At 67.2% G+C, this 14944-nt stretch carries 15 protein-coding genes and 1 pseudogene; 11 read left to right on the top strand and 5 right to left on the bottom strand.

Annotated elements, in window-relative coordinates; all coding sequences use genetic code 11:
* Positions 1-351, bottom strand: a 351-nt coding sequence (locus ACFYZB_RS44490) for a hypothetical protein (protein WP_388767601.1), incomplete at its 3' end; no start/stop codon positions are given.
* Positions 352-531: 180 nt separating this feature from the next.
* Here ACFYZB_RS44490 and ACFYZB_RS44495 point away from each other — a divergent pair.
* The 11 genes and pseudogenes from ACFYZB_RS44495 (at position 532) to ACFYZB_RS44545 (ending at position 9575) form a co-directional block, all read left to right on the top strand.
* Complete coding sequence (locus ACFYZB_RS44495; protein ID WP_388767602.1) at positions 532-1137, top strand: hypothetical protein; 606 nt, start codon at positions 532-534, stop codon at positions 1135-1137.
* A 10-nt stretch (positions 1138-1147) separates the two neighbouring features.
* Positions 1148-1789: a hypothetical protein gene (locus tag ACFYZB_RS44500; RefSeq protein ID WP_351217291.1), complete on the top strand. Its 642-nt coding sequence runs from the start codon at positions 1148-1150 to the stop codon at positions 1787-1789.
* A 76-nt stretch (positions 1790-1865) separates the two neighbouring features.
* Positions 1866-2897, top strand: a complete 1032-nt coding sequence (locus tag ACFYZB_RS44505; RefSeq protein WP_351217289.1) for a hypothetical protein — start codon at positions 1866-1868, stop codon at positions 2895-2897.
* A gap of 90 nt (positions 2898-2987) precedes the next feature.
* Positions 2988-3194, top strand: a pseudogene (locus ACFYZB_RS44510) (hypothetical protein); the annotation flags it as partial.
* 208 nt (positions 3195-3402) lie between these two features.
* Positions 3403-3879 (top strand): SUKH-3 domain-containing protein, encoded by a 477-nt coding sequence (locus ACFYZB_RS44515; RefSeq protein ID WP_388767603.1) that lies wholly within the window; start codon positions 3403-3405, stop codon positions 3877-3879.
* Positions 3880-3998: 119 nt separating this feature from the next.
* Positions 3999-4232 carry a YwqJ-related putative deaminase gene (locus ACFYZB_RS44520; RefSeq protein ID WP_388767622.1) on the top strand — a complete coding sequence of 78 codons (234 nt, stop codon included), beginning with the start codon at positions 3999-4001 and terminating at the stop codon, positions 4230-4232.
* Positions 4225-4596, top strand: a complete 372-nt coding sequence (locus ACFYZB_RS44525) for a hypothetical protein (protein ID WP_351217285.1) — start codon at positions 4225-4227, stop codon at positions 4594-4596. The genes ACFYZB_RS44520 and ACFYZB_RS44525 overlap by 8 nt, the downstream gene beginning before the upstream one ends.
* A gap of 74 nt (positions 4597-4670) precedes the next feature.
* Positions 4671-5303 (top strand): hypothetical protein, encoded by a 633-nt coding sequence (locus ACFYZB_RS44530; RefSeq protein ID WP_388767604.1) that lies wholly within the window; start codon positions 4671-4673, stop codon positions 5301-5303.
* 124 nt (positions 5304-5427) lie between these two features.
* The gene (locus tag ACFYZB_RS44535; protein ID WP_388767605.1) at positions 5428-5724 is read left to right on the top strand and encodes a hypothetical protein; all 297 of its coding nucleotides are present in this window, start codon (positions 5428-5430) and stop codon (positions 5722-5724) included.
* 92 nt (positions 5725-5816) lie between these two features.
* Positions 5817-8087, top strand: a complete 2271-nt coding sequence (locus tag ACFYZB_RS44540) for an ATP-dependent RecD-like DNA helicase (RefSeq protein WP_351217281.1) — start codon at positions 5817-5819, stop codon at positions 8085-8087.
* Positions 8088-8285: 198 nt separating this feature from the next.
* Positions 8286-9575 carry a citrate synthase gene (locus ACFYZB_RS44545; protein ID WP_351217279.1) on the top strand — a complete coding sequence of 430 codons (1290 nt, stop codon included), beginning with the start codon at positions 8286-8288 and terminating at the stop codon, positions 9573-9575.
* Between the two features lie 694 nt (positions 9576-10269).
* On the opposite strand, the gene ACFYZB_RS44550 is transcribed toward ACFYZB_RS44545, so the two are convergent.
* The 4 genes from ACFYZB_RS44550 to ACFYZB_RS44565 form a co-directional block, all read right to left on the bottom strand.
* Entirely contained in the window at positions 10270-12522 is a 2253-nt protein-coding gene (locus ACFYZB_RS44550) for a heavy metal translocating P-type ATPase (protein WP_388767606.1), read from the bottom strand.
* An 86-nt stretch (positions 12523-12608) separates the two neighbouring features.
* On the bottom strand, positions 12609-12848 hold the full coding sequence (locus ACFYZB_RS44555; RefSeq protein WP_388767607.1) for a heavy-metal-associated domain-containing protein: 240 nt from the start codon (positions 12846-12848) through the stop codon (positions 12609-12611).
* 86 nt (positions 12849-12934) lie between these two features.
* A complete protein-coding gene (locus tag ACFYZB_RS44560; RefSeq protein WP_388767608.1) occupies positions 12935-13873 on the bottom strand; it encodes a PrsW family intramembrane metalloprotease in 939 nt (312 codons plus the stop codon).
* Positions 13874-14172: 299 nt separating this feature from the next.
* A complete protein-coding gene (locus ACFYZB_RS44565) occupies positions 14173-14817 on the bottom strand; it encodes a TetR/AcrR family transcriptional regulator (RefSeq protein ID WP_388767609.1) in 645 nt (214 codons plus the stop codon).
* Positions 14818-14944: the final 127 nt, after the last annotated feature.

Consider the following 14944-nt stretch of genomic DNA (forward strand, 5'->3'; position numbering starts at 1 on the left):
CCGGCCAAGGAACCCGCCCTGGTCGGCGCGGGCGCCCACACCGCCGACACCACCGCCCACGCCGGCGACCACATCAACCTCGGCAACAGCCTGGACCACAACCTCGGCGACACCGGCCGCACCGGCGAACACGTCCCGACAACACCCGGCGTCCACGCGGGCGGGGAGATACCCGGGGTCCACGCAGGCGACCACCTGCCCGGCGGTCACGCAGGCGATCGACTTTCCGGTGGCGGCGCCGATCACCTTCCCGGCGGCACAGCCCACGAGCATGGAACTGGCCCAGCCGCCAGCCATGAGACGCCTCACAACGACCAGGGTGGTCACCACGTCGACGGTCCCGTTGGACATGGCGACGGCCTCCACGAGACAACCCACGACGGTTCCGTTGGCGGATCTACGGAAGTGCCGAATGGGCACGACGGTCGCGGTCCGACAGTGGCAGGCGGCCACGGCCCTGGCCACGGCCACGAGCCACCGTCTGTGAGTTACAGCGAGGGAGATGAACGGCCATCCGCGCCGACAGGGCGCATGGAGCCCGATCAGGAGGCAGCGGTTGCCGAGCAGCTCGCGCGAGCCAAGATGGCACCTCATGATATTGAGAAGTCACTCGCTGGACTTCGTAAGAGCGAGTACGGTGCCGGAATCGCACGGTACATCGCTGAAGGAAACCTGGCCGACCTTCCTGGCTACGATGACCTCCTGTCTCAGTGCAAGCAGGTCAGCAAGGACAGCGATATGACTCCTGCGGTATACATGGCGATGGAGCATGCAACAGATCTCCAGGCTCATGGTGTTGAGGGGTTGGCGCTGGAATTGAAGAGGCCAGAAGTCGGTCTGGACTTGGACGTGCTGGTGAGATCCGGCGACCGAATTGAATACGGTGTTCAGCTCAAGGATGTGAAGGGCGTGGCGGGCCTTAACAGCGCAACGAAGGGTATCGCCGCGAAGCAGTTGAGGGGGCCCATTGACGGTCTCAAGGTTGCAATCTTGGACGTGCATGACACCAAGGCGGCGCTCACAGAAAAGATCTTGGAGCGTATTGCTGCCCGCGCTAAGATGACAGAGGCCACCTTCGTGCTGCGATTCGAGGATGGTTCGATTACTATTCCGGCCAATGGTCCTACCTATCCATAAGGAAGAGCTCATGTCCATGCTCATGCGCGCGCCGCGTGAATGCGCGTCCTGGTTCTGGGATCTGGAGGACTACGCATCACCCGGACTGCAGTCAGCGCTCATGACGGCGGCCCAAATGGCCAGTGTTCTACGGAAACATGATCTACTAGCGCCGGATAACTTGGAATGGGCATGGTTTATTCCTGGACTGGGTGGCGCGCCCGCAATGACGCGTTTGCACCTACTGAGGCCGCTTGACGATGAGCAAGTGATTCAGCGCATCCAAGAAATGCGTCCAGTTGGCTATCCGGAAGCTTCCGTGGGCGATCTTCTCGTGGCAGGGAATGGTGTATGGCTCGATAGCCACGGTACGTCACGGAGTGAGTACCGTCTCGTGGAGCTGACCGTTTCCCCGGAACCTCTTGGACTGTCCGCCGAAGTTTCTGTCTTCCATGACATCTGGGGTCCGTACGACTTCCACGGCACGCCGCATCCGGAAGTACACCAGCGGAATGCGCCACGGCTCGCTGCTGCACTCAAGGACTTGGAGACCCTGCTTGGAGTGATGGCCGAGCCTGGTGAACCGACGTATTTCGGCAGGGCGGAAGGCTACGGGGTCGGCGAGCCGGAGGTTGAGGACGGACGCGGCCCGGACCTGACCGACCAACTTTGAAAGGCGCGCAAGCGCAGACTTACGTCGACGGCCTGCCGGTCGGACTGGGTTGGTATTTCACTCCGGAGGGAACGCTGTGATTGCCACTACACCCGTCGCTCGCTGGGTCTGGGGCCGTGACGACGAGACGGCTGACGCCCTGGCCCTCTGCCTGCGTGACCTGCTCACCGCATACGCTGTCCTGACCGGACACCGGTTGGCCCCTGGTGGCCCCACGGTGCACCTCTCGGTTTCCGAGGCCCGTACATCGAACAGCTATCTGTTCAAAGACGAACTCGTGGTGAATGCCAGTGCGCTGGATCGCGCGAATGTCGCGGAGACGGTGACGGGACTGGCTGGTGCGGTAGAGGCTGGGCTACGGGCTGGGGAGATCGGTTCCGTGGATGCGTCCGTCACGTGTTCCGGCCTGGTCGCTGCCGGTGACGGTGGCGAGGACGTGCGACGAGACCAGCTGTTCCGACTCGGGGCTTCGTCCTTCGCCGACTTCGTCACCGTAGATCTGGTGACGCGCACTGACGTGTGGCTGGCGTACGACCTGAAGGGGCGGCCTCAGCCCGAGGTGCACGCGGCGAACGGCCTTCGCCTGGCGAGGGCGTTGCGCGATCTTTCGGAGGCGCTGGGCTCGGAGACGGAACCGGACGATCCGACGTACTTTGCGAAGCCGACCGAGGAAGGTATCGAGAACTATTTCGATGCTGACGGCTGCGCTTCGGACGTGTGGGGCAGTTTCGAAGTACCGACTCGTTGCGACGTGTTCACGCATGCCCCCGGCTTCGGGAGAATCGGATATCGGCGTACCGCCGACGGAGCGGTCCGATACGTGCCTGTACGCCACGAAAGCGGGGAGCTGCTCGGCTACCTGTGGGCCTGTGACTCCGAGAAAGCGGCGAGCTTCGAGCCACGGGACGTAGGCGACGACGTGACGTACCGGGCTGGGCTGGTATGGCTGGAGCGGCTGCGCTCCGCGCATGACCGGGGGTTGGCGCCGTCGGAGGCCCTGGCCGAGCTGTCCATGCTTCCGGACATGAACGGTGCCGGTCGCGTGGACCCGGCCTCCGGGCCACGCATGGCCGCCATCACGACCCTGCGGGATCTCGCGACAGGCTGATGCTCGAGCCGGACGGTGCCGCCGCAAGCGGATCGACAACTGCGCTCTGAACGGCGAGTTGTCCCGCTGGACACCGTGGGCCACAAGGACCCGTTCGATTTCCGGGGCGCGCCGCATCCGGAAATTCACCAGCGGAATGCTCCGCGGCTTGCAGCCGCCCTCAAGGACCTGGAGACCCTGCTTGGAGTGATGGCCGAGCCCGGTGAACCGACGTATTTCGGCAGGGCGGAAGGCTACGGGGTCGGCGAGCCGGAGGTTGTGGACGGACGAGGTCCGGACCTGACCGATCGGCTTTGAAAGGCGCGCGAGTCCATGGGTTCATAGAGCGAGGCATCTGGACCCTTATGCCAACCGCGCATCCGCAGGGCTGAGTTGGGAGTGGCATGACGACGGCACCCTGAGGTCCGAGATGGCGATTCGCACTCGACGGAGGTATGAGGCGGCGAGGAACAACGACTGCAGTGTTCACGTGCTCCTTGCGTACCATCCGAGAAGGGATCGACATATGACTTCGCCGCGGCTGGCGCAAGATGTGCTGCTATGGCTCACGGCGAACGGCTGGTCTCCTGCCCGCGACATTGGTGAGGAGGCCGGCGAGTTGGTCAGGGTGTGTGTGCAGCACTCCGAGCGGCAAGGTGTCCCGCTGGTCCCGGTTCTGGCTGCGGTTCACGTCATCCGTACGTACGGCAGACTCAGGCTCCCACAGCCGAACACGCCGGGTGTCGCGTGGGTGATGGAACCGACCGTGGGCTACGAGGGCGATGCGGCTGCCATCATGCAGTTGGCCGCCGGGCTCGGGACGGCTCTGTTTCCTGTGGGATATGAGGCCTCCGAAGGTGGGCTTCTACTGGTGGACGAGAAAGGCCGTTTCTTTCACCTTCACCACACCGGGGGTTATTACTTGGGCAATGACGAGTTCGATGCGTTCGCGCGTTTCTTGCAAGGGCTGTCGGACCCGGACGCGGAGGAATATTTTGTCTGACCAGTTTCCTGCGGTGGCCTCCTCGCTTCTCATTGGCGGAAAAGTTCTGAGTCACACCAGCATCGTCGGTTCAGGGCAGCCCAATTCTTCACCCGGCCGTTCGCGATTTCGTCGAGTCACTGCCCGAGCACGAGCGCACCTCCTATACGGGACGCTGTGCCGAAACAGCCCTGGTTTCGGACCAGTTGTGGCAGATGGATGTGGTGCGCACGGATGGCCAGACCAGCACCATCCGGGAGGCCCCAGCACACTTCGAGAGTGCCGCGCTGGTTTCCCGCATGGTTCGCGAACCGGGGAACCCGGACCACAGCAAGCCGACGAATCCGTGCCTCGTCTGTTCCGCTGATGGCTGAGCCAACACGCATCGACATCGATGACCCTGAAGTTGAAACGGACCACTCCCAGCGACTGCTGTATCGGGGGGAGCCGTTTACTGGCGAGGTTGTAGAACATTTTGGTGGTGTTCTCGTCAGCCTCGAGAACTATGAAGACGGGCTTGCGAATGGCCAGAGCCGTGAATGGTACAAGGGTGGAACGCTTCGTTCCGAAAGTATGGCGCGTCAGGGACGCCCTGTTGGCCTCGCGCGTGAGTGGCACGCTAACGGTAGGCTCGCCTCTGAAAGGTTCTTCGCGGACGATGGCTTGACCATGCTCTCGGACCGGGAGTGGGACGAGAACGGACTGCCGACAAGGGTGTGGCGCAGAGAGGACGGCTGAACTTTCTGTAGCTCAGCGCTCGGAGCCTGTCTTTCAGCGGAACCCTGTTCACGAGTGGGAGGGAAAACATTTCCATGCTCATGCGTGCGCCGCGTGAATGTGCTTCTTGGTTCTGGGATCTGGAAGATTACGCGCCGCCGGGGCTGCCGTCAGCGCTCGTCACCGCTGCCCGGATGTCCGCCGTCCTGCAGAAGTGCCACCTGTTGCGGCCAAGCGCCCTGGAGTGGCACTGGGTTGTGCCTGGGAAGGGCTCGGTCGCGAAGACGCGTTTGCAGCTCCTGAGGCCACTTGGCGATGAGCAGCTGGCGCGGCGTATCGAAGAGTTGCGTCCCGTCGGCTTCCCGGAGGCCGAGTTCGGTGGCTTCCTCATCTCAGGGCTCGGCATGTGGCTGGACGAAAATGAGGCTGAGCGCCAGGAATACGGTCTGGTGGAATTGACAGTCTCCTCGGAGCCTCTCGGTCTGTCAGCTGATGTAGCGGTGCATCACGACATCTGGGGTCCGTTCGACTTCCACGGCACGCCGCATCCGGAACTACACCAGCGGAATGCGCCACGGCTCGCTGCTGCGCTCAAGGACCTGGAGACACTGCTTGGCGTGATGGCTGAGCCCGGTGAGCCGACATATTTCGGCAGGGCCGAAGGATACGGCGTCGGCGAGCCGGAGGTTGTGGACGGACGGGGTCCGGATCTTACCGATCAGCTTTGAAAAGCATACGGCAAGCTCGGGCTCTCGCAGCCGAATACGCCGGGTGTCGCGTCAATGCGACGCATTCCAGTATTCTCAACGGTGGCTGGATGGTCGGATAGTCCCTTTCGATCGATGAAGTCGAATGGTGAAAGTGAACAGAGAGCTTGAGAAATTCTTCAAGGTCTACCTCGGCCTGGAGCAGGCGTATGACACCACTGGATACCTGCGCCCCACCCTGCATGCCTTCGGCGATGGTTATGTGAGCCTAGTTCGGCAAGGTCTGGAAGCAGTGCTACGCACACGAGCGTTGTCCGTGGCAGATTATGAGCGTCTTACGGACATCGAGTTCGATGGCGAAGATGAGCTGTATGAGTATCTGGGCGGCATGTACCTCTACCTTTTCGAGGGGCAGGAGTGTCAGCCGACGCCGCCGAATTGAGCCGGAGAGGCTCTTCTGTCTGACGAGGGTCCAGGGGCGGGCCGGCCCTCGACCCCACCCCCGCTGTCACACCCCACCGGTACCGTCGGATCATGGCTCAACAGGCGGGGACCCAGACCGGTGAGCGGCGGCTCGCTGTGCTTGAAGGCGTGCTGGAGCGGATCACGTACGCCAATGAGGAGAACGGATACACCGTTGCCCGGGTGGACACCGGCAGAGGCGCCGGTGATCTCCTCACGGTCGTCGGTGCGCTGCTCGGCGCCCAGGTCGGGGAGTCCCTGCGGATGGAGGGGCGCTGGGGGTCGCACCCCCAGTACGGCAAGCAGTTCCATGTGGAGAACTACACGACCGTGCTGCCGGCGACCGTCCAGGGCATCCGGCGCTACCTCGGATCCGGCCTCGTCAAAGGCATCGGACCCGTCTTCGCCGACCGGATCACCCAGCACTTCGGGCTCGAGACCCTCCGGATCATCGAGGAGGAGCCCAAGCGGCTCGTCGAGGTCCCCGGCCTCGGTCCCAAGCGGACCAGGAAGATCGCCGACGCCTGGGAGGAGCAGAAGGCGATCAAGGAGGTCATGCTCTTCCTCCAGACCGTCGAGGTGTCCACGTCCATCGCCGTGCGGATCTACAAGAAGTACGGGGACGCGTCGATCCAGATCGTCAAGGAACAGCCGTACCGTCTCGCCGCCGACGTCTGGGGCATCGGGTTCCTCACCGCCGACAAGATCGCCCAGTCGGTCGGGATTCCGCACGACAGCCCGGAGAGGGTGAAGGCCGGGCTGCAGTACGCCTTGTCGCAGTCCGCCGACCAGGGCCACTGCTTCCTTCCCGAGGAGCGGCTGATCTCCGACGCCGTGAAGCTGCTCGCCGTCGACACCGGACTTGTCATCGAGTGCCTCGCCGAGCTGGCCCAGCCGGCGGCGGACGGCGAGGACCCGGGTGTCGTACGGGAGAGGGTGCCCGGGCCGGACGGTGGCGACTCCGAACCCGTCACCGCCGTGTATCTGGTCCCCTTCCACCGCGCCGAACTCTCCCTCTCCTCCCAGCTGCTGCGTCTCCTGCGCACGGACCAGGACCGGATGCCGGCCTTCCGGGACGTCGACTGGGACAAGGCCCTCGGCTGGCTGAAGACGCGTACCGCGGCCGATCTCGCCCCCGAGCAGGAAGCCGCCGTCAGGCTCGCGCTCACCGAGAAGGTCGCCGTGCTCACCGGCGGGCCCGGCTGCGGCAAGTCCTTCACCGTGCGCTCGATCGTGGAGCTGGCCCGGGCCAAGCGTGCCAAGGTGCTGCTCGCGGCCCCCACCGGTCGGGCGGCCAAGCGGCTGGCCGAGCTGACCGGAGCCGAGGCCTCCACCGTGCACCGGCTGCTGGAGCTGAAGCCCGGTGGGGATGCCGCCTATGACCGGGATCGGCCGCTCGACGCCGATCTCGTGGTCGTCGACGAGGCCTCCATGCTCGACCTGCTGCTCGCCAACAAGCTGGTGAAGGCCGTGCCCCCGGGGGCCCATCTGCTCTTCGTGGGAGACGTCGACCAGCTGCCCAGCGTCGGCGCCGGCGAGGTCCTCAGAGATCTCCTCGCCGACGGCAGCCCCCTCCCCGCGGTCCGGCTCACCCGGGTCTTCCGGCAGGCCCAGCAGTCCGGCGTCGTCACCAACGCGCATCGGATCAACGCGGGGCAGCATCCGCTCACCGACGGGATGAAGGACTTCTTCCTCTTCGTGGAGGACGACACGGAAGAGGCCGGGCGGCTCGTCGTGGACGTGGCCGCCCGGCGGGTTCCGGCCAAGTTCGGGCTCGACCCGCGCAGGGACGTCCAGGTCCTGGCCCCCATGCACCGGGGTCCGGCCGGCGCCGGCGTGCTGAACGGGCTGCTCCAGCAGGCCATCACGCCCGGTCGGCCCGATCTGCCCGAGAAGCGGTTCGGCGGCCGGGTCTTCCGCGTCGGCGACAAGGTCACCCAGATTCGCAACAATTACGAGAAAGGGAAGAATGGTGTCTTCAACGGCACCGTGGGTGTCGTCACCTCGCTCGATCCGGTCGACCAGCGGCTCACGGTGCTGACGGACGAGGACGAGGAGGTTCCGTACGAATTCGACGAACTGGACGAACTGGCCCATGCGTACGCGGTGACCATCCATCGTTCGCAGGGAAGCGAGTATCCCGCCGTGGTGATTCCGGTCACGACCGGGGCGTGGATGATGCTCCAGCGGAACCTGCTGTACACCGCGGTCACACGCGCCAAACAGCTGGTCGTCCTCGTCGGTTCACGCAAGGCGATCGGACAGGCGGTGCGCACGGTGTCGGCGGGACGGCGGTGCACGGCCCTCGACTTCAGGCTCATCCAGGGTCATCACGAAAAATGATCGATCAAATGAGTCACGAAGGTCACAGAGCACTTCCAGATGCCCCCTTCGAGGGGGCAGGATGAGCAGGTTGGCGGCACTGAGTGCCGCCGATAGGCCCAATGGTCGACCCCGAGTGCACTCTCCTGAGCCAAATGGGGGATGGTAGAGACAGTCAGGGCACCTCGAAGATGAGGCACTACGTCGGTGAGGGAAGACGTGAGCGACAACTCTGTAGTACTGCGGTACGGCGACGGCGAGTACACCTACCCGGTGGTCGACAGCACCGTCGGCGACAAGGGCTTCGACATCGGGAAGCTCCGCGCCCAGACCGGTCTGGTGACCCTGGACAGCGGGTACGGCAACACGGCCGCCTATAAATCCTCGGTCACCTACCTCGACGGCGAGGCGGGCATCCTCCGCTACCGCGGCTACCCCATCGAGCAGCTGGCCGAGCGCTCCACCTTCCTCGAGGTGGCGTACCTGCTGATCAACGGCGAGCTGCCCACCGTCGACGAGCTCTCGACGTTCAAGAACGACATCACGCGGCACACCCTGCTGCACGAGGACGTCAAGAACTTCTACAAGGGCTTCCCGCGTGACGCCCACCCGATGGCCATGCTGTCCTCGGTCGTCTCGGCGCTGTCCACCTTCTACCAGGACAGCCACAACCCGTTCGACGAGACGCAGCGCAACCTCTCCACGATCCGGCTGCTCGCGAAGCTGCCGACGATCGCGGCGTACGCGTACAAGAAGTCGATCGGCCACCCGTTCGTCTACCCGCGCAACGACCTCGGCTACGTCGAGAACTTCCTGCGTATGACCTTCTCGGTGCCGGCGCAGGAGTTCGACCTGGACCCGGTCGTCGTCGCCGCGCTGGACAAGCTGCTGATCCTGCACGCCGACCACGAGCAGAACTGTTCGACCTCGACGGTCCGCCTGGTCGGCTCGTCGCAGGCCAACATGTTCGCGTCGATCTCGGCCGGCATCAGCGCGCTGTGGGGCCCGCTGCACGGCGGTGCCAACCAGTCCGTGCTGGAGATGCTCGAGGGCATCCGTGACTCCGGCTCCGACGTCGACACCTTCATCCGCAAGGTGAAGAACAAGGAGGACGGCGTCCGTCTGATGGGCTTCGGCCACCGGGTCTACAAGAACTTCGACCCGCGCGCCAAGATCATCAAGGCCGCCGCGCACGATGTGCTCTCCGCGCTGGGCAAGGAGGACGAGCTCCTCGACATCGCCCTGAAGCTGGAGGAGCACGCGCTGTCCGACGACTACTTCGTCGAGCGCAAGCTGTACCCGAACGTGGACTTCTACACCGGTCTGATCTACCGGGCCATGGGCTTCCCGACCGAGATGTTCACGGTCCTGTTCGCCCTCGGCCGCCTGCCGGGCTGGATCGCCCAGTGGACCGAGATGATCAAGGAGCCGGGCTCCCGCATCGGCCGCCCGCGCCAGATCTACACGGGTGTGGAGCTGCGCGACTTCGTGCCGGTCGAGGAGCGCTGACATCTGCCGGTGAGGGGCGCCGCGTGGGTGGTGCCCCTTGTTGGCGTTTTTCCTCCGAGGGCGACGGTTCCGGGCCCGGCCGCGGCCCCGCTCCCCTTGGGCCGGTGCAGCGGGCCACGCTCACCGTGCGGGCGCAGGGGCACGGTCGTAGGAACGAAAAAGCGGAAGGCGCCCTGGCGCCGGTCCCCCCACGGGCCGACGTCCAGGGCGCCTTCCCATGTCCCGGTGCGGATTCCCCCCACGGGATCCGGCCGGGCGCTCGGAGAGGACAGCGCCTGAATCGCTGTCGTGAGCAGAATGAGCAAAACTCGTCCTGCCCCAGTGACGCGCTGCGATCTGCCGGGACAACGCACGCAGGGAGGGCCGCTCAAAGCTTCCCGGCGCGCGTGCCCCGGCAACGCATCTCTGAGGAAGTCCCCCAAGACATCCCCAGATGCCAGTCAGCGCCCCCCAAGACGCTGGGCTGACATCGCCAACTTAGACCTTCGAACCCCTTCGATGGTTACGTTCGCATCACTGTGATCTGCGTCTCTTGCATATGTCCTTTAGGTGCGCAAGAGCCCCGATACGGCGATCGGGGTCCAAGCGTAAGGATGATGCGCGAGCCTTGTGAAGAGCTTATGTGAGGCTCGCGCCGGACTCTAGGGGGTCTCTTACTTCGACTGCACCGAACCGCCGGTAACCCCAAGGGACTTCAGCGGAAGCGCCGCAACCGCAGGCTGTTGGTCACCACGAAGACCGAGGAGAAGGCCATCGCGGCGCCGGCGATCATCGGGTTGAGCAGTCCGGCGGCGGCCAGTGGCAGCGCCGCCACGTTGTAGCCGAAGGCCCACACCAGGTTGCCCTTGATGGTGGCCAGCGTCCGCCGGGACAGCCGGATGGCGTCGGCCGCGACCCGCAGGTCCCCGCGCACGAGAGTCAGGTCGCCGGCCTCGATCGCCGCGTCCGTGCCGGTGCCCATGGCCAGGCCCAGATCGGCGGTGGCCAGCGCGGCCGCGTCGTTCACGCCGTCGCCGACCATCGCCACGGCCCGCCCCTCGCGCTGCAGCCGTCGTACGACGTCCACCTTGTCCTCGGGCAGCACCTCGGCGAACACGTCCCCGGCGTCGATGCCGACCGTGCCCGCCACCGCCTCGGCGACCGTACGGTTGTCCCCGGTGAGCAGCACCGGCCTCAGGCCCAGCGCGCGCAGCTCGCGCACCGCCTCGGCGCTGGTCTCCTTGATCGCGTCGGCGACGGCGAGCACCCCGCGGGCCCGCCCGTCCCAGCCGGCCACGACGGCCGTACGGCCCTCCTGCTCGGCCTCGCGTGCCGCGCGGGCCAGGTCCTCGGGGAGATCGTCGTAGAGGCGCCCCACGGCCACCTCGCGGCCGTCCACGTTCCCGCGCACGCCGCGCCCGGGAACGTTCTCGAAGTGCTCCACCGGCGGCAGGGTGCCGGCCCGCTCCTCGGCGCCGGTGGCGATCGCGCGGGCGACGGGGTGCTCGGAGGCGTGCTCCAGGGCGCCGGCGAGCCGCAGCAGCTCCTTCTCGTCCTCGCCGTCGGCGACGTAGACCGCCTGGAGGGTCATCCGGCCGGTGGTGACGGTGCCGGTCTTGTCGAGGACGACCGTGTCGACGCGGCGCGTGGACTCCAGCACCTCGGGGCCCTTGATGAGGATGCCGAGCTGGGCGCCGCGGCCGGTGCCGACCATCAGCGCGGTCGGTGTGGCCAGGCCCAGAGCGCAGGGACAGGCGATGATCAGGACGGCGACGGCGGCGGTGAACGCGGCGACCGTGTCCCCGGTGACCGCCAGCCGGACGCCGAAGGTGCCGAGCGCGATGAGGAGGACGACGGGCACGAACACCGCGGAGACGCGGTCGGCGAGCCGCTGCACCTCGGCCTTGCCGTTCTGCGCGTCCTCCACCAGCCTCGCCATCCGGGCGAGCTGGGTGTCGGCGCCGACCCGGGTGGCCTCGACGACGAGCCGCCCGCCCGCGTTGACCGTGGCGCCGGTGACCCGGTCACCCGGGCCGACGTCCACCGGTACCGACTCGCCGGTCAGCATGGCCGCGTCCACCGCGGAGACGCCCTCGACCACGGTGCCGTCGGTGGCGATCTTCTCGCCCGGCCGTACGACGAACCGGTCGCCCACGGCCAGGGACGACACCGGGACCCGCACCTCGCGGCCCTCGCGCAGGACGGCCACGTCCTTGGCGCCGAGCTCCATCAGTGCCTTCAGGGCCGCCCCGGCGCGGCGCTTGGAGCGGGCCTCCAGAAAGCGGCCGAGCAGGATCAGCGCGACGACTCCGGCGGCGACCTCCAGGTAGATGGTGGAGGCGCCGTCCATGCGTGAGACGGTGAAGCGGAACTCGTCGTGCATGCCGGTCGTGCCCGCGTCACCGAAGAACAGCGCCCACACCGACCAGCCGAACGCGGCCAGTGTGCCGACCGAGACCAGGGTGTCCATGGTGGCGGCGCCGTGCCGGAGGTTGGTCCAGGCGGCCCGGTGGAAGGGGGCGCCGCCCCAGACGACGACCGGCGCGGAGAGCGTCAGGGAGAGCCACTGCCAGTTGTCGAACTGCAGCGGAGGGACCATCGCGAGCAGCACCACGGGCGCGGCGAGCAGCGCGGAGACGAGCAGGCGGTGCCGCAGGGCGCCGAGTCCGGGGTCGTGCCCGGAGGTCTGCGCGGACGTCTCGGGCTCGGGCTCCGGCGGTGCCGGCCGCTCGGCGGTGTAGCCCGTCCTCTCCACGGTGGCGATCAGGTCGGCCAGCCGCACGCCCTCACCGAAGGTGATCTTCGCCTTCTCGGTGGCGAAGTTGACGGTGGCGCTGACGCCCTCCATCCGGTTGAGCTTCTTCTCCACCCGGGCGGCGCAGGAGGCACAGGTCATCCCGCCGATGAGCAGCTCTACTTCGGCGGTCTCACCCGCGGTTATGGCTGTCTCTGCGGTGGTGCTGGTCATGTCCGGACTCCAGACATCGGACCGGACCGTACGGAGCCAGTATCAGCTGGTCGGCACGGCCCGGTCGGGGAAAGGGAGAGTCTTGCTCAGGCCCGGCCGGCCAGCTCGAAGCCGGCCTCGTCCACGGCGGCGCGCACGGCCTCGTCGTCCAGCGGGGCCTCGGAGACCACGGTCACCTCGCCGGTGGACGCGACGGCCTTCACCGAGCTGACGCCGGGGAGCTGGGAGATCTCGCCGGAGACGGAGCCCTCGCAGTGGCCACAGCTCATGCCGGTCACCTTGTAGACGGTGGTGACGGAGGCCGGGGTGTCGGTGTGGGCGGTCATGTCGTTGCTCCTCGTCGAGGCGTGTGGGGCCGGTGGGGCCCGCGAGCGAACCCCACGCTCCTCACACTATACCCCTAGGGGGTACCTCACCAAGAGGAGTCCCGGTGTGCCAGCGACCGCGCCCAGCCGATCCCGGCCAGGGCCACCAGCGCCAGGCCGCCGACCGAGAACAGCGTGAACAGGTGCTCCTGTTCGGCGCTCGACCGGACCAGGTACCCCGGTGCGAACAGCCGGCTCCCCGCTTCGGTGCCGGTCAGCCGGGCGACCACCCAGACCGCCACGCCGTGCGTGGAGTCCCACAGAGCATGCAGCAGGGACACGCCCAGGAGGGTGCCGACGGCCGGTGCGGAGACGCGGAAGTACCCGTTCAGGCGGCGCCGGGACAGCAGCACGCCACCGGCGATCGCGGTCCACAGTCCGTGCCCGAAGGGGGCGAGCAGCCCGCGCAGGACCTCCGTCTCCAGCAGGGCGCGCAGGTCGGTGCCCTCGCCGGCGAGAACCGCGTGGACGGCGTGACCGGCGCTCTCCAGGGCGGCGAAGCCGAAGCCGACGGCCGCGCCGAGCGCCAGACCGGCGCGCAGCCCGCGGACGGCCGGCTGCCTGCGCAGCACGAACACCAGCGCCCCGAGCTTGGCGACCTCCTCGACCAGGCCGACGCCGAGGAGGATCTGAGGCGCGGGGCGCAGCGGATACGACTCCGTCAGCGAGGCGCCGAGCACGCCGAGGGTCCCACCGGCCAGGAAACAGCCGAGGATCGCGCTGACGCCCAGGTCGCGGCCGTGCCTCTCGTAGGCCCACAGCACGAAGGCGACCGGTACGAGAAAGCTGCCGAGCAGGATCAGTGTCGGCAGCAGCGTGCTGTTCCGCGTCTCGTACGTGACCCACGCGGCCGGCACCCACAGCGCGAGCCCCCCGCCCAGACAGCGCCGCCACAGGCCCGCGGCGATGCGGGGGTACGGCGGTGGCGGCTGCTGGGGGCCGGGAATGCGGGCCTTGGGCGCGCCGGGAGGCGGGGAGTGACTCACGGGGGTCCCCTCGGACAGCGGCTGGGCGATTTATCCGCACTCTAGGCAGATGTGCCGGGGGTTGCAGTCCGGGGGGCCTTCTGGGGGTAACGGGGTGGCGGAGGGCGCTCGGGGCGCGGGGGCCTGGGTGTCGGGATCGCCTGGGGTCGGTGACTTTCCTGGTTCGGCTGCTGTCTGTGTCCCGAGGTCTCCGGGGTTGGTTGCAGCGACTCTCGGCAATGGCTCGGCTTTCGCCGCCCGCCGCCCGCCGCCCGCCGCCCGCCGCCCGCCGCCCGCCGCCCGCCGGTGTCACCCCCGTGTCACCCGAGGCCGAGTCTCTCGCCCACCAGTGGTTGCAGGTAGCGGACCAGGACGTTCTTGATCTCCTGGACGTAGGCCGCGCGCTCGGTGCCCTCGTGGGCGAGGACCAGTTCGAGGCCGGACTTGTAGATGCCGAGGCAGACGTGCGCCGTGCGGGTGACGTCGGCCGGGGTGGCGCCGGGCATGAGGGAGGCGAGCAGGTCCTCGATCCGGCCGACCACCGTGGTGTGCAGCTGGTCGTGCGTCTCGGCCATCCGGCCGGGGATGTCGGAGCCGTGCATCAGCGCGAAGAACACCGGGTGCTCGGTGTTGAAGGCCATGAACCGGTCGATGGCGGAACCGATGGCCTCCTCCAGCGGGGTGGCGGGGTCGACGGGGGCCAGCGCCTCGCCGTACGTCTCCCGCATCTCGTGGACGAGCCGGTCGCCCAGCTCGATCGCGATCGCCTCCTTGTTCGGGAAGAACTGGTAGAGCGTGCCCGGTGAGACGCCGGCCTCGCGGGCGATGGCGTTGGTGCTGGCGGAGGTGTAGCCGGTGGTGCAGAAGACCCGCGCGGCCGCCTCGAGCAGCTGGGCGATACGGCGCTCCCCGCGGGCCTGCCGGCGACGCGGCTGCTCCTTCCGTGTCTGCGGGTTGTCGGGCACGCGTTATCCCCAGCTCTCCGGACGTGATTGACAAACGCGAGTGGCCGCTCGCATTCTGGAGAAACGCGAGCGATCTCTCGTGTTTGCCAGTCTATGGGCAATGACCGACTCATGCTGCCTGCCTGCT

It is taken from the genome of Streptomyces sp. NPDC001852, from assembly GCF_042891825.1.
Classification (GTDB): domain Bacteria; phylum Actinomycetota; class Actinomycetes; order Streptomycetales; family Streptomycetaceae; genus Streptomyces.

Excerpts from the sequence above, each read along its gene's own strand:
- ACFYZB_RS44525 (WP_351217285.1), top strand. The coding sequence starts at position 4,225 with ATGGCTGAGCCAACACGCATCGACATCGATGACCCTGAAGTTGAAACG.
- ACFYZB_RS44500 (WP_351217291.1), top strand. The coding sequence starts at position 1,148 with ATGTCCATGCTCATGCGCGCGCCGCGTGAATGCGCGTCCTGGTTCTGG.
- ACFYZB_RS44535 (WP_388767605.1), top strand. The coding sequence starts at position 5,428 with ATGGTGAAAGTGAACAGAGAGCTTGAGAAATTCTTCAAGGTCTACCTC.
- ACFYZB_RS44515 (WP_388767603.1), top strand. The coding sequence starts at position 3,403 with ATGACTTCGCCGCGGCTGGCGCAAGATGTGCTGCTATGGCTCACGGCG.
- ACFYZB_RS44530 (WP_388767604.1), top strand. The coding sequence starts at position 4,671 with ATGCTCATGCGTGCGCCGCGTGAATGTGCTTCTTGGTTCTGGGATCTG.
- ACFYZB_RS44550 (WP_388767606.1), bottom strand. The coding sequence starts at position 12,522 with ATGACCAGCACCACCGCAGAGACAGCCATAACCGCGGGTGAGACCGCC.
- ACFYZB_RS44540 (WP_351217281.1), top strand. The coding sequence starts at position 5,817 with ATGGCTCAACAGGCGGGGACCCAGACCGGTGAGCGGCGGCTCGCTGTG.
- ACFYZB_RS44555 (WP_388767607.1), bottom strand. The coding sequence starts at position 12,848 with ATGACCGCCCACACCGACACCCCGGCCTCCGTCACCACCGTCTACAAG.
- ACFYZB_RS44495 (WP_388767602.1), top strand. The coding sequence starts at position 532 with ATGGAGCCCGATCAGGAGGCAGCGGTTGCCGAGCAGCTCGCGCGAGCC.